The organism is Actinoallomurus sp. CA-142502 (assembly GCF_050936355.1).
GTDB lineage: Bacteria > Actinomycetota > Actinomycetes > Streptosporangiales > Streptosporangiaceae > Actinoallomurus > Actinoallomurus iriomotensis.
In genome coordinates, this window is record NZ_JBNJMY010000001.1 from 2,425,151 (window position 1) to 2,439,044 (window position 13,894).

Annotated in this window: 15 protein-coding genes; 13 read left to right on the forward strand and 2 right to left on the reverse strand. The window is 69.4% G+C overall.

The window, feature by feature from the left end; translation table 11 throughout:
- The first annotated feature begins 93 nt into the window (after window positions 1-93).
- The 12 genes from ACQEV1_RS11840 to ACQEV1_RS11895 all read left to right on the forward strand — a co-directional run bounded on the left by ACQEV1_RS11840 (window position 94) and on the right by ACQEV1_RS11895 (window position 9,850).
- A complete protein-coding gene (locus ACQEV1_RS11840) occupies window positions 94-648 on the forward strand; it encodes a hypothetical protein (RefSeq protein WP_433393690.1) in 555 nt (184 codons plus the stop codon).
- Window positions 649-969: 321 nt separating this feature from the next.
- Window positions 970-1,443: a hypothetical protein gene (locus ACQEV1_RS11845; RefSeq protein WP_285618786.1), complete on the forward strand. Its 474-nt coding sequence runs from the start codon at window positions 970-972 to the stop codon at window positions 1,441-1,443.
- A gap of 1 nt (window position 1,444) precedes the next feature.
- Complete coding sequence (locus ACQEV1_RS11850; RefSeq protein ID WP_433393693.1) at window positions 1,445-2,710, forward strand: hypothetical protein; 1,266 nt, start codon at window positions 1,445-1,447, stop codon at window positions 2,708-2,710.
- Window positions 2,707-3,909 carry a S8 family serine peptidase gene (locus ACQEV1_RS11855; protein WP_433393695.1) on the forward strand — a complete coding sequence of 401 codons (1,203 nt, stop codon included), beginning with the start codon at window positions 2,707-2,709 and terminating at the stop codon, window positions 3,907-3,909. The genes ACQEV1_RS11850 and ACQEV1_RS11855 overlap by 4 nt, the downstream gene beginning before the upstream one ends.
- 13 nt (window positions 3,910-3,922) lie before the next feature.
- Window positions 3,923-4,186 carry a YbaB/EbfC family nucleoid-associated protein gene (locus ACQEV1_RS11860; RefSeq protein ID WP_285618782.1) on the forward strand — a complete coding sequence of 88 codons (264 nt, stop codon included), beginning with the start codon at window positions 3,923-3,925 and terminating at the stop codon, window positions 4,184-4,186.
- 2 nt (window positions 4,187-4,188) lie between these two features.
- Window positions 4,189-4,527 carry a YbaB/EbfC family nucleoid-associated protein gene (locus ACQEV1_RS11865; protein ID WP_285618780.1) on the forward strand — a complete coding sequence of 113 codons (339 nt, stop codon included), beginning with the start codon at window positions 4,189-4,191 and terminating at the stop codon, window positions 4,525-4,527.
- 23 nt (window positions 4,528-4,550) lie between these two features.
- On the forward strand, window positions 4,551-4,883 hold the full coding sequence (locus ACQEV1_RS11870) for a hypothetical protein (protein ID WP_285618779.1): 333 nt from the start codon (window positions 4,551-4,553) through the stop codon (window positions 4,881-4,883).
- 27 nt (window positions 4,884-4,910) lie between these two features.
- Window positions 4,911-5,594, forward strand: a complete 684-nt coding sequence (locus ACQEV1_RS11875) for a hypothetical protein (protein ID WP_285618778.1) — start codon at window positions 4,911-4,913, stop codon at window positions 5,592-5,594.
- Window positions 5,595-5,616: 22 nt separating this feature from the next.
- Complete coding sequence (locus tag ACQEV1_RS11880) at window positions 5,617-6,180, forward strand: hypothetical protein (protein ID WP_433393698.1); 564 nt, start codon at window positions 5,617-5,619, stop codon at window positions 6,178-6,180.
- Window positions 6,181-6,262: 82 nt separating this feature from the next.
- Window positions 6,263-8,005, forward strand: a complete 1,743-nt coding sequence (locus tag ACQEV1_RS11885; protein ID WP_433393700.1) for an ABC-F family ATP-binding cassette domain-containing protein — start codon at window positions 6,263-6,265, stop codon at window positions 8,003-8,005.
- A gap of 122 nt (window positions 8,006-8,127) precedes the next feature.
- Window positions 8,128-9,243: an amidase gene (locus tag ACQEV1_RS11890; RefSeq protein ID WP_285618774.1), complete on the forward strand. Its 1,116-nt coding sequence runs from the start codon at window positions 8,128-8,130 to the stop codon at window positions 9,241-9,243.
- 73 nt (window positions 9,244-9,316) lie between these two features.
- Complete coding sequence (locus ACQEV1_RS11895) at window positions 9,317-9,850, forward strand: DUF488 domain-containing protein (protein ID WP_285618772.1); 534 nt, start codon at window positions 9,317-9,319, stop codon at window positions 9,848-9,850.
- A gap of 113 nt (window positions 9,851-9,963) precedes the next feature.
- On the opposite strand, the gene ACQEV1_RS11900 is transcribed toward ACQEV1_RS11895, so the two are convergent.
- Together ACQEV1_RS11900 and ACQEV1_RS11905 are read right to left on the reverse strand one after the other, a co-directional pair.
- On the reverse strand, window positions 9,964-12,363 hold the full coding sequence (locus tag ACQEV1_RS11900; protein WP_433393703.1) for a hypothetical protein: 2,400 nt from the start codon (window positions 12,361-12,363) through the stop codon (window positions 9,964-9,966).
- Between the two features lie 51 nt (window positions 12,364-12,414).
- Complete coding sequence (locus tag ACQEV1_RS11905) at window positions 12,415-12,915, reverse strand: MarR family winged helix-turn-helix transcriptional regulator (protein WP_285571257.1); 501 nt, start codon at window positions 12,913-12,915, stop codon at window positions 12,415-12,417.
- 57 nt (window positions 12,916-12,972) lie between these two features.
- On the opposite strand from ACQEV1_RS11905, the gene ACQEV1_RS11910 reads away from it, so the two are divergent.
- Window positions 12,973-13,812 carry a trans-aconitate 2-methyltransferase gene (locus ACQEV1_RS11910; RefSeq protein WP_433393705.1) on the forward strand — a complete coding sequence of 280 codons (840 nt, stop codon included), beginning with the start codon at window positions 12,973-12,975 and terminating at the stop codon, window positions 13,810-13,812.
- The last annotated feature ends 82 nt before the right edge of the window (window positions 13,813-13,894 follow it).

Here is a 13,894-nt window from a genome sequence, read left to right on the forward strand (position 1 = left end):
TGCGTGGGTTCATGCGTGCGGGGGAGAAGACGCCGCGTACGACGCGAGGCGGGTCCGGGGCCGCCTCGCCAGGGGAACGAGCGGGGACGGCGGATGGACGACAGCTGGCGGGACCGGGCGGTGACCTGGCCGATCAGGCGCCTCGCCTTAGTGATCGCGGTGGTCGCGGTGGTGCTCGGGGCACCGGCCTTCTGGCTGGTGGACCGGCACGTGCCGCCGAGCGCGCGGGTCGCCGAGATCCTGTTGTTCGCCGTGTTCTTCAGTGCCTGGATGAGCTTGATCGTCTTTCTGGCCCGGCGCCGCGAAAGGGCGGCCGTCGGCGAACTGCCGCCGACGACCCGAGTCGAGGTCAACCGGGCTCTGCGGGTCGGCGACGCGCCCCGTGAGCCGGACCTCGATCAGGCGGCGATGGCCCTGATCGAGTGGCGGCGCGCCAAGCTCGCACGGTCGATGCGGACCGGTCCATGGATCTGGGGCCTGGTCCTGGTCCTCGTCGCGCTGTCCATGGTGATCGAACCCAACGTCTTTCACCTGGTCATGATCGTGTACTACGCCGTGCTGTCGATCGTGGTCATGGTGTCGGCACGCCGCCAGAGAACCCGCCTGGACCGTGCGGAGCGGGCGGTCCGCCTGCGCTCCGGCGCATGACCGGGGCCGCCGTGTCGGCATCTGGTGGAGGCTGCGGCAGGCCCGAAGCGGTCTGGATCGGGACGAACCGCGCCGAACGGGCGACCCGGGCTCGCGGCACCGCCTGCTGCACCCGGGGCCGTAACGGGCGCCGCGCTCATCTGATCCGGACAACCCGAAATCTCACTCTTCGTAGATGGAACATCACGTAGGAGTAAAGTTGCCTTGCCAGAGCCTGGACGCGGAAAGTCAAATTTTGTAAAGTCTCTAAGGCTTTTACGGGGATTTGAACGGGGGCTGCGGCGCCTGATGTGTTCCGCACATCAGGGGAGGGGGAGAACCATGCCGCCTGTGGATTCGGGACCGGTGCCGCTGGGGGTCTACCGTGACTGGCCGGGGCTCGACCCCTCGGAACGCGTCACGATGGACCGGCACCAGGTCAGGGTCATCGCGGATCGCTTAACGGCACATCTGGAAGACCTGCTGTCGGCGGACGAGCATCTCACCCCGGCGAGCCAGGCGGCGTACGGCGCCTGGGACGCTGCCCAGGCGTTCTACCCGAGCGCCAAGTCCGGCCACGACACGCTCGTCGACCAGCACAGCCGGTTTCTGCACGCCGTGCTGGACATGATCAAGAAGCTTCACGCCTCGGCCCACATCTACGACGCGACCGAGTCCGACCTGGAACGCCGAATCGCTGCCGTCGACAAGCGCCTGCACGCCGTGCCGACCACCGACCTGTTCCAGCACGACTCATCGGGTTCCCCGCCACCGACCGCGCCTCCGAACTCGCTGAACCCGGACGCGAGGGACTGAGATGGTCGATTCCTATGTCTCCCCGATGCGATCCACGGCGCCGGCGGGATCGCCGTCGCAGTACACCGACTTCAGGAGCATCGATGCCCTCCTGAAGTCCAGCGACCCGGAGGCGGTCGCTGCATCGGGCCGCGGGTACCAGAAGTTCGCCGAGGCATACGAGAAGATCGCCGGCGTCCTTCTGCATATGCGGACGGACCTGCACAACGCGTGGACCGGAAAGGACGCGGCGGCCGCCCAAGCACAGTTGCGTGAGGTATGGTCCGCGGCGGCAACGGTCCGCCAGACCGCCAAGACGTTCGGTGTGGCGATCGAACGCCACGGCTCGGAGCACCTGGCCTGGTACAAGTACAACAAGCCCGCGTCCAAGTCACTGCCGGAAGCCCAGAGCTGGATGACCGGCGCGAACGAACGTGTCACCCAGGCGTGGAACTCTCTGCCCCAGAACCTGTCCACCACCCTCCCGCCGGGCGCTGAGAAGTATCACTCCGACGGCTGGAACCCCGGGCACTCGGCGGCTGCGGGAACGTCCGTGGGATCACCCTCCTCTCACCCTGGTGCCGGCGATGGCTCATCCGCGTCACATGGTCACCGGCCGGACGACGCTGCGGAGCCGAGTCAGATCGGAGACGGTGGTACCCAGCTCGCCGGCCTGGCTCCGACCGCTGTGCCTCCCACCGGAGCCGTTCCGGTCGACTTGGGCGGGCTGCCAATCGGAGGCGGTGCTGGAGTCGTGGGCCCCGGAAGCGTACCGGCGTCCCACTATGGACTGATCACCCCGAACGTCATCACCGGGGTGCCCGGTGATGTGGGTGGTGGACCCGGCCGGATGACGCCGGTCTTGTCCGATCAGGCTGCCGCCACGCAGGAGGCTCAGGCCGCCGAGACGAGCAATGTCTCGCGTGCGGGCATGACTGGGCTGCCGGCCGGCGCCGAGCGCCGAGACCGCGAGCGTAAGCGACGGAGCTGGTTGTCCGAAGACGAGAAGATGTGGACCGGCAATGTGCATGTGGCACCTGAGCTGATCACCACTGACACGGAGGACGACCGCGAGCGTTTCGATGAACCTCTGCTGATCAACCTGTCGGACGACGATGACAAGGCGATCGATGATCTCTTCGAGGAGCTGAGCGGGGAGGTCTCGCTGGAGGACCCGCAAGAGGGGGTCACCGAACCTCGGGCGAAGCCGACAGGCCTCGAAGAGCAGGCCGCCGCAACGATCGATGATCCTGAGCCGCCGGGCCCGATCATCGGAGAAGCCGAGTGAGGCGACTGCTCGCAGGCGTCGCCGCGGTCATGCTCATGGTCATGGTGGGCCGCCCGGCGTCGGCGGCACTCCGCCCGCTCCCGGACGAATGGTGGTTCTCCGTCTGGGGCATCGAGAAATACGTCTGGCCACAGTCCAGGGGGGCGGGCGTTACCGTCGCGGTGCTCGACTCCGGGGTCAACGCGTCCCTGCCGGAGCTCGCCGGTGTTGTCCTCAAAGGAGCCGACACGACCGGAAGGAGAGGCGACGGGCGCCATGACTTCGATGACAAGGAGGGCGGGCACGGGACCGGTCTGTCAGCACTGATCGCCGGCCAAGGAGGCGGCAGCACCGGTTATGTCGGTGTTGCTCCTGACGCGAAGATCCTGCCGGTCCACGTCACAGCGGAATTCGGCGACTCGGCCGGCCTCTACGAGGCGATGGCGAGCGGGATACGCTTCGCCGTCGACCACAGGGCCGGAGTCATCAACATCTCGCAGGGCATCACGTCGGCCACGTTGCCCGAGCACTGCGACCCCGGTGTCCAGGATGCCATCGCCTACGCCGTCGCGCACGACGTGATCGTGGTGGCGAGCTCCGGCAATGAAGGGAACACGACCAACTGGCCCGAGCTCCCGGGCTCGTGTGCCGGTGTGGTCGCGGTCGGCGGAGTCGACAAGTCTCTGCGCCCCTGGCCTGGAACCCAGCGCCAGTCCTACCTCGCTGTCGCGGCGCCAGGTGTGGGTCCTGTCGTCGGAAAGACCGGCAGGTTCGCTCCGCACGTCACTGGAACGAGCCTCTCCGCGGCACTCGTGTCGGCGGCCATCGCCATCATCCGCTCTCGCAACCCGCGCATGCCGGCCCGCACCGTGGTGCAGCGGCTGATGGCGACTGCGTACCACCCGAAAGCGCCGGTCTGGAACGATAGGACAGGCTACGGGCCGATTCAGATCACCAGCGCGATGAACCCGCAGCGTTACCCGGTGCCGGCTGATGCTCCCAACCCGACGTACGCTCGTTTCGACGAATGGCAGGCCAACCGTTACGGCACGGTTCCTCGCAGAACTCCCGAGGCTGGGGTCCGGCGGAACGCCTCCAGCCGGAACACCGGCAGCGGCGCCGTGTCTCCGACCATGGCGGTGATCTCGATCGGTGGAGCGATAGCAGTTCTCACGGTCGTCTTTGTCATCGTGGTTCGCCGCCGGGCGCACGCCGGTTGAGACGGGATTTTTCATGAAGAAGATCGCTGAGATTCGCGAGCTGGAGCAGAAGCTCGCAACCAAGAGGATCACTGTCGAGTCCGACGACAAGTCGGTACGGGTCACCGTGGACGGCCACGGGACTCTGATCGACCTGCAGATACGTCACGACGCGATCTCGCGGCAGAACTCGGCGCGTCTGGAGAAGGACATCGTTCTGACCGTCGGGCGAGCCGACCTTCTCGGTGAGAAGCTGCGTCGGAGACTGGCGGAATCGTTTCTGGAGGCTGACGAGTAGCCATGTCGGAAGATCCGCTGAAGGACCAGATCATCACAGCGGTGAAGGCCGTCACCGGCCGCGTCGAGGCGATCGATGCCGTGATGAAGGAGATCGACGAGTTCGACGGGTCCCTGGGCGCCAGGGGGACGCGCTGTGAGATCGAGGCCGGGATGGGATTCGTGACCGTTGACGGAGACGGGCGGCTTGTCCGCGTTCGGCTCAATCCGGACAGCCTCGAAACCGGAGACGCGTTCAAGCTAGGTTCTCGCGTTCTGGAGGCCATCGCCGCCGCGCGCCGGCGTGCGCTCAGCGCCCGTGACGCGCATATCGACAAGCTGGCCCGGAAGATGTGGCAGTGATGTCAAGACATGAGGTGATGTGAATGGCGAAGGACGATGAGGTCTACTACGCCGCCGAGGAGATCCGCAACCAAGCCGTGCACCTGAACGTCGCTTCACAGAACTGGCAGAAGGCGTGGCAGAACATCAGGGCGGCCGAACTCCCGCCTGACGCGTTCGGGAACCTGGGGCGCGAGGCGGGCTACCCCACCCAGTTCAATTCTTACGCCGAACAGGTCGTCCAGAAGCTCTGGCGTGGATCGCAGTCACTGTCCTCGGGCGTCAACGGCCTCCACCTGGTGGCCAACTCGTATGAAGAGAACGACTACCGCGTCACGGAAACCGTCAAGTCGGTACGGCCCGATATCGGTATCTGACGAAGCACGGGTGAATGGGACTCTGGGATGCCAGATGTAAGGTTCAAGAATTATGGGCTGCCGGACGAGGTGGCCTATCCGCGCCAGGCCGAGTCGATCGTCATGCGCGGCATCGACGCCGTCGGGGGCCATCGCAGGGCCGAGGCGAGCGTGCAGAGAATACGGAACATGGCCGGCCGGCCCGATGCCGTTCTGCACACCTACGACGTTTGGTCCGACGCGGCGAACAACCTGGTCGGCGGATCGGCGAGCGTGCTCACGAAGACGCTGAGCAATCTCGGAGGCTGGTGGCAGGGGCCTGCCTACGACGCGTTCTCCGGATATCTGACGGGGGACAACGGTCCCGTCCAGGCGAGCAAGAGCAACGCCGACCACATGGTCGCCGTGTGCAAGCAATTGCTCCAGGCGTACGGCGAGATCATCGACGTGTACAACCAGTCCGTGCAGAAGATGGCCGACGTCGCTGTCACCATGAGCAAGTACGCACCCTGGAAGATCCAGAACATGCTCAGGACGACGGAGGCCGCATCAAATCTGCTCTCGGACTTCGCGTCGACGATCGCCAAATGGGAGATCGATCACCGCAACGCCCTGCGTGCCTACATTACAAACAGCAAGCAGACGATGACCGAGATCCAAGCGATCATTGAGCCGAACGACTTTCCCTCCAGCGCTCTGATCGCCAAGAAGTGGCACTACCGGAAGGACTAGCGCTCCTGTGCAGTGGCGAACGATGACGGCCGCGCGGGTCGTCCCCATGGCGGTGTGTGCTGTCCTGTCCGTTGCCGGTTGTTCGGCGGAGAAACATCATCCGGGCTTTTCGGATGCCGGCCGGTTCACCGAAACGCCAGACTCCTGTGCGCTGATGCCGCCGTCGCTGGTCAAGCGGCTCATCGGTGCGGCGGTGGCGGGCGAGCGCGTCGATGACAAAGCGGTCACGGAGGAGCAGGAGTGCTCGTGGATGAAGGTCGCCGACGCCGACCACCCCGATGCGCAATTCGGCCAGGTCACCGTTTTCGTCCAGCGCGGTACCGAGAACTCGGTGGACAACGCCGTCCAGGCCATCATCAAGGGCCACGACAAAGAACTGACCCAGACCGGCTGCACGCCCGCACGCGGTATCACGGTCGATCAGTCCTGCGTCTTTCCGGACACGGGGATTCCGCTGGTCGCCTTCCGCACGAGCAACCTGTTCGTCCGGGTGACGTGCAGCGTCCGCAATCCGAACATGTGCTCGGGCGGCCAACGCCAGGCCACGGCCGAACTGCTGGCCAAGACCGTGCTGCAGAAGCTTTGAGGCCATGGGCTGAGCGACTTGTCCACAGGCGCGCATCGGCGTTGCCAGGGGGCTGCTGCGGGCGGATAGCCTTGCTGGCGTTGTGAATCTCATCAATGTCGAAGGTCTGGGCAAGGCGTACGGGCCGGTTCCGTTGCTCCACGAGGTGTCCCTCGGGGTGTCGGCGGGTGACCGGGTCGGCATCGTCGGCCGTAACGGTGGTGGCAAGTCCACGCTGATGTCCCTGCTGGCCGGGCGCACCGAGCCGGACGCCGGGCGCGTCACGCGAGCGCGGGACGCGCGGATCGGCTACCTCACGCAGCGGGACGCGTTTCCCGACGGCGCGACGGTGCGTTCCGTCGTGTTCGGCGATCGGGCGGAGCACGACTGGGCGGGTGACGCGCGGGCCCGTGACATCCTCGCCGGCCTGCTGGGCGACGTGCCGCTCGACGCTCCCGTGGCGGGCATGTCCGGCGGCGAACGGCGGCGGGTCGCGCTCGCCGCGCTGCTGGTCCCCGAGACCGACCTTCTCATGCTGGACGAGCCGACCAACCACCTCGACATCGAGGCGATCGCCTGGCTCGCCGGCCATCTGAAGGACCGCACGCTCATCGTCGTCACGCACGACCGCTGGTTCCTCGACGAGGTGACCGACCGCACGTGGGAGGTGGCCGACGGGCAGGTCCACCGCTATGAGGGCGGCTACTCCGCGTACGTGCTGGCCAAGGCCGAGCGGGCCCGGATCGCCGCCTCCGCCGAGGAGAAGCGGCAGAACCTCCTGCGCAAGGAGCTGGCCTGGCTCCGGCGCGGCCCCCAGGCGCGTACGTCCAAGCCCAAGTTCCGGGTCGACGCCGCGAACGCCCTCATCGCCGACGAGCCGCCGGCGCGTGACAGCGTGGAGCTCGTACGGTTCGCCACGGCGCGGCTCGGCAAGACCGTGTACGACGTGGAGGACGCGACGGTCCAGGTCGGCGACCGCACGCTCTTCGAGCACCTGACCTGGCAGCTCGGCCCCGGCGACCGCATCGGGCTCGTCGGCGTGAACGGCAGCGGCAAGACCACGCTGCTCCGCCTGCTCGACGGCTCCGTACGCCCGCGGGCGGGCCGGGTGGTGACCGGCAAGACCGTACGCCTGGCGCACCTGTCGCAGGAGCTGGGCGAGCTTGATCCCTCTCGCCGGGTGCTGGAGACGGTCGAGGAGATCAAGCGGCGCCTCACGGTCGGCAAGAAGGAGTTCTCCGCCGGTCAGATGCTCGAACGCTTCGGCTTCCGCGGCGACGCCCAGTGGACGCCGGTCGGCGATCTGTCGGGCGGCGAGCGCCGGCGCCTGCAACTGCTCCGCCTGCTCATGGGCGAGCCGAACGTCCTGCTGCTCGACGAGCCCACCAACGACCTCGACATCGAGACCCTGACCGAGCTGGAGGACCTGCTCGACGGATGGCCCGGTTCGCTGGTCCTCGTCAGCCACGACCGGTATTTCCTCGAGCGGGTCAGCGACCGTGTCGTCGCCCTCCTCGGCGACGGCGGGCTGAAGATGCTGCCCGGCGGCGTGGACGAGTACCTCGACCGGCGTCGTCGCGGCGCGACGCCGCCGCAGGCCGCGCGCCCGGCCGAGCCGCCGAAGCCGACCGAGTCCAAGAACGCCTGGCAGACGAAGAAGGACCTCGACCGGCTCGAACGGCGCATCTCCCGGCTGGGCGAACGCGAGGCCGAACTGCACGACCTGATGGCCCAGCACGCCACCGACCACGAAAAACTCCTCGCCCTCGACGCGGAGCTGCGCACCGTGAGCACCGAACGCGAGGAGCTGGAGGAGCAGTGGCTCGAACTCGCGGAGAACGCCTGAGCCAGGGCCTGCGACCTGCCGCCCGGACCGCTCACTGACGGACGGGGACCTGGCGGCAGGAGGTCGTCCACAGGCGTGCGCTCGGTCTATCTCATCGGTCTTCCTCACGCCATGATGTCGTCGTGACCATCTGGCTGGAGAAGTTCACCGCGCAGGGCGACGGGCCACGGCTCGCCGTCAAGGACGCCATCGACGTCGCCGGATCGCCGACGACTTTGGCATGCCCGGTCATCAGCGAGCGAGCCGAGCCCGCGGAGCACGACGCCCCCGTCGTCGCGGCCGCTCGCCGGCAGGGGGCCCGGATCGTCGGCAAGACGAACCTCACCGAGCTCTGCCGCGCCGCCGACGGCGTCAACCCCTGGACCGGCACGCCGGAGAATCCCCTCGACGCCGACCGGGTGCCCGGCGGCTCGTCCAGCGGCTCCGCGGTCGCGGTGGCGCTGGGCGAGGCCGACGTCGCGCTCGGCACGGACACGGGCGGGTCGGTCCGGGTGCCGGCCGCCTGCTGCGGTGTCACCGGGCTCAAGACCACGCACGGCCGGGTCCCGGTCGACGGAGTCTTCCCGCTCGCCCAGACGCTGGACACGGTCGGCCCGCTCGGGCCCGACGTCGCCGCGCTCACGCTCGGCATGACGCTGATGGAGCCCGGTTTCGCTCCGGGTCCGTTCGACGCCGGCGCGATGATCGGGCGGCTGCGTCCGGTGGGCACACCCGTCGCGCCCGAGGTCGACGCCGCCGTCGACGCCGCGCTGCACGCCGCCGGGCTCATCTTCGCCGACGAGCCGGTCGACTGCTGGTCCGCCGCCCTCGACGCCGGAAACCGGCTGATCCTCGGCGAGGGCTTCCGCGCCCACCGGAGCCTCCTCGCCTACCCCGACCGGATGAGCGAGCGGATCCGACGCCGCATCGAACGCGGCGAGCGCATCACCGACGGCATGTTCGACGAGGCGTACGCCGCGCGGGAGACGCTGCGCGAGGTCCTCGGCAAGCTCTTCGAACGCTATCCGCTGCTCGCCCTGCCCACGATCACCCAGCCGCCCCCTCGCATCGGCGCCGAACGCGACGTCGACCTGACCGCCCTCACCCTGCCCTTCAACCTGTCCGGCGACCCGGCCCTGGCCCTGCCGATCCCGGTCGAGGGCAGTGCGCTGCCCGGCTCCCTGCAACTCGTGGCCCCGGCGAACGAAGAGGGACGCCTGCTGGCCGCCGGCGCCCTCATCGAGTCCGCCCTGCGATGATCCGCGCCGCGTAGGGAGACGCGAGCCGGGAACGTTAGGGAGACGCCGCACTGAGTGAGGTGGTGTCGCGCTGATGCGTACCGTCCGGACGTTCGGCCATGGAACGGCGTCGAAGGAGGAGATCACCGGGCTGCTGCGGGGCGCCGGCGTGGAACTGGTGGTCGACGTCCGTACGGCGCCGGGCAGCCGCCGCAACCCGCACGTCGCCCGGACGTCACTGGAGTCCTGGCTGCCCGAGAGCGGCATCGGGTACCGCTGGGACAAGCGCCTCGGCGGATTCCGGCGGCCTCCGCCCGACTCGCCGGACGTCTTCTGGCGGGAGGAGATGTTCCGCGGTTACGCGGCGCACATGCGCACGCCGGAGTTCACCACCGCGATCGACGCGTTGCTCGCCTTCGCGGGCGAACAGACGGTGATGTGCAGCGAATCCGTCTGGTGGCGCTGCCACCGCCGGATGATCGCCGACTTCCTCGTCCTGACCCGCGGCGTCCGAGTCGAACACCTGATGCACGACGGCCGCCTCACTCACCACGAACCACCCCCCGGCGCCCGACTCCGCGACGACGGCCTGATCGTCTACGACGGAGGCCAGGAGACCCTGCTGTGACGCGCGGCGCGGACCGCTACCGTCCGAAGACGACGAGGCGCCCGCCGGAACGGAGCGGACGGCGACCCTCACCGGCCGATCTCAAGGCCCGCCGAGAGCAGGGCGGGTCTGCGCTACCGGGTGTCGCGCAGGAACGAGGAACGTGTCAGGCCGATGACGCGTAGCGGGCGGTCCAGGGCCGACTCCGGCGCGGCGAGTTCCCGGTCGATGGCCTCCGCGACCGTACGGCCGGCCACTCCGCCGGCCGCCCCACACCGCAGGAGCGCCGCCGCGGCCGCCGCCCGTACCTCGCGATGCCCCGACTCGGCGAGCAGCCGGGAGAACACCGCCGGCGGTGAGCCGACACGCGCCTCGGCGACGCGTGCGGCGGCGACCACGAGGCCGGCCAGGGCCTCGACCTCGGTCTCCTCCTCGATCCGCGCCACCAGCTCCGACAGCGGGTCGGTGCCGTCATCGGGCCGCGCCTCCGGCACCTCCGACAGCAACAGCGCCGACGCCGCCCGGACGGCCGGGTCGTCGGCGTCCATCAGCACGTACAGCGCCGGCACGCAGTTCTCCAGGGCCGAACGGGTGTGCCCGGCCCAGCGACGGGCCTCCTCGTCCGCGGCGGCCGGTTCGGAGGCGGCCCGCACGATCTCTCCGGCCAGGTCCAGCAACGGCAGGCGGACGAGACTGTCCTCCTCACCGACCATCATGAGCAGGCACGGAAGGGCGACGACCGTCGCCGAGAAGACCCTGGCGCCCTCGTACAGCATCGCCCGCAGGTCGGCGAGCATGCCCTCGGCGGCCGCGGCGTCGTCCGAGTCCACGATCGTCAGGAGCAGGTCGGGAACGGCGCCGGCCGGGCCGGTCACGCATTCGAGCTGGTCCCAGTCGAACCGGTGGACGGCCGCGGTGAGGTCCCGCCGCGGCCACAGGCGATCGACGTCGAGGCGCACTATGGCGCTGCCGGTCGGACCGCCGACGGTGATGGTGCCCTCCGGGTCCAGACGCAGCGCCTCGATACCGGTCCCCAGCTCCAGGATCGTGTTGAGGCCCGAACCGATGTCCCACAGCCGTACGGTGCCGGTGCTCCAGGCCGCGGCGAGCGCCGGCCCGGTCTCCAGGCACTCGGTGCCGACGCCGACCACCTTTCCGTCGTGGCGGGCGATCTCGGTCGGGCCCCAGTCGCCGTCGAGTAGCCAGAGGCCGACCAGTCCGTCCGAGTCGCCGCTCACCACGGTGACGCCGAGGTGCTCGAACCGACGGCCGGCCACCGCGGTCACCGGCGCGTCGTGCGCCGAACGGTGAAGCGGCACCGGCTCCGGCACGGCGCCGTCGCTCGCGGCTTCCGCGTCCGCGGCGGCCTCCGGACGGGAGACCGGCCACAGGTGCACGCCGCCGGCCTGGTCGCCGGCGACCACCCCCGTACCGGGCTCCTCGGCCCAGACCGTGACGCCGTCCGGCCGGCCGGTGCCGAGGATCTCGGCGGGCGGCACGGTCTCCTCTCCCGGCGGGTACGGCGCGTCGGAGACGCTCTCGACGGTCCACCGCCCGTCGGCGTCGGCGTCGCCCGCCTTGAGCGAGAGCGGCGGCGGGCCGGGCTCGGGCCGGTCGGCCTCCGGCGACTCGATCTCCTCGCTCCAGTCCACGCCGAGGGTCCGGGCGACCTCCTCCAGGGCGGTACGGCTCCGGGCGTGCACGACGAGCCCGAAGTCGGCGTAGCCCCCTCCGTCCAGGTAGACGATCGCGTCGGGCGCGCCGTAGGCGATCGTCCGGCTGCCCAGCTCACGCCAGGGCGGCAGGCCCATGGCGGGAAAGTTCTCGCGGACCCGTTCTTCGACGTCGGGCCCCGCTTCGTAGAGGCGCACGGTCCAGCCGAAGTGTCCGGGCAGCCGCATCAGGGCCAGCTGCAGGAAGAACTCCGAGATCGACCCGGACTGCACCACCCAGCCGTCCTCGGTGCTGACGACGACCCTCGGGTCGGCCTGGGCGGCCTCGGCGGCGAGGTAGCCCCACTCGTTGCAGTACTGGTACTCCGCCTTGAACACGCAGACCCGGTGGTCGGCGGCCGGCCCGACGAACGGGTTGTCCGGCGGCAGCCCGTCCGAGGCGCCGTAGCCCGTCGGGTCGGGCCGTACGGTCGGCGGCCACTCCGGGTTGGTCCAGTACAGCCGCGGCCGGTAGGTGAAGGAGTTGAACGGCAGGTCCCACCACTCGTCCAGGGCCGCCGGGATCGGGAGGGCCAGGTCGACGCCGGCGAGCGCGTCCTCCTCCTCGCCGGTCGTCTCCTCCTTGAGGCGGCGGACGTACGCCCGGTGCTCGTCCTCCGACCAGCGCGGCCAGCGAGGCTCTCCGCCGGGCGGCTCGTACCCCCACTCCTCCTGGAAGGCGCGGAGCAGCTCCCAGCGCGGACCGGTGTCCGCCAGATGGGCGGCGAACTCCTCGGAGGACATGCGGTCGCGGTCCTCCCACCGGGGCATGACCTGCCGCAGGCGCTCGGCGAACCGTCCGTAATCGATCACCTCTGACACAGAGGTCAGCGTAGGACACCACAGGTCGCACCCGCTGTGTCCCGGAGACCCCTAGTTCGCGGGGTCGGCGTCGAAGGGGGCGAGGAGCGAACGCAGCAGGCCGGCGAGTGTGCGGCGTTCGTCGGCGGTGAGGGAGCCGAGCAGGTCGCGTTCGCGGTCGATGAGGTCGGCGAAGGCGGCGTCGACGCGGGTACGGCCGGCGTCCGTCAGGCGTACGAGCACACCGCGTTTGTCCTGCGGGTCGGGATTGCGGCTGACCAGCCCGGCGCTCTCCAGCCGGTCGATCCGGTTGGTCATCGTGCCGGAGGTGACGAGCGTGGCGCGCAGGAGACGGCCGGGACTCAGCTCGTACGGTGGGCCGGCGCGGCGCAGCGCGGTCAGCACGTCGAACTCCCAGGACTCCATGTCATGCGCGGCGAACACGGCCCGGCGCGCACGGTCGAGGTGCCGAGCGAGCCGCGACACGCGGCTGAGGACGTGCAGGGGCTCGGTGTCGAGGTCTGGCCGCTCCGTGCGCCAGGCCGCGACCAGGCGATCGACCTCGTCCTCCATGGTCGATCACCTTACCTGTCTTGACATCGAGATATCTAGCCAGCATGCTTTATCTCGATGTCAAGAGATATTTGGAACCCGCACCAGTATCGGGCGTACTCCTCTCACCGCGCCCGCCCCTTCTACGAGCTGCTCGCCCGGGTGGACGTCGAGGAGCCGGCGTACGTGGTGGACCTGGGCTGCGGCCCCGGCGAGCGCACGGCCGACCTGGCCGTCCGATGGCCGAACGCCGTCATCGAGGGCATCGACAGCTCCGAACAGATGATCGCCGAGGCCCGGCGCCTGCCACTCGATCACTCGCCTTCCGGCAGCGGATCGTTGGCGTTCTCGGTCGGGGACATCGACGCCTGGGCGCCGTCGCGGCCCGTGGACGTGATCTTCTCCAACGCGGCCTTTCAGTGGGTGCCCGGGCACCAGGACCTGCTGGCGCGGTGGGTCGGGGCGCTGGCTCCCGGTGGGCGGCTGGCGTTCAGCATGCCCGGGAACTTCGACCAGGACAGCCATCGCATCCTGCGGGAGCTGTGCGAGTCGCCTCGCTGGCGGGACCGGCTGGCCGGCGTCAACCGGCACGACGTCGTCAGTACGCCCGCGGAGTACTTCCGGCTGCTCAGCGACCTCGGTTGTGAGGTGGACGCGTGGGAGACGACCTACATCCAGGTGCTGCACGGGAACGATCCGGTGCTCGAGTGGATGAAGGGCACGGCGCTGCGACCGGCGTTCGACGCGTTGAAGCGGGAGGACGAACGCGAGGAGTTCGTCGCGGAGCTGTCGGCTCGCCTCCGTGAGGCGTACCCGCCCGGTCCGCACGGCACGATCTTCCCCTTCCGCCGGATCTTCGTCGTCGCGTCCGCGCCGCCGGCACACGAGGAGTCAGGCGGGCAGAGGAAGCCGGCGTGAGGACCCCGGCCGGGTCTCAGTGCATGCGGCTTGCCGTGACGCCCGTGCGTGAGGGGCCATGCGGAAAGGGAGGGTCGGTGCG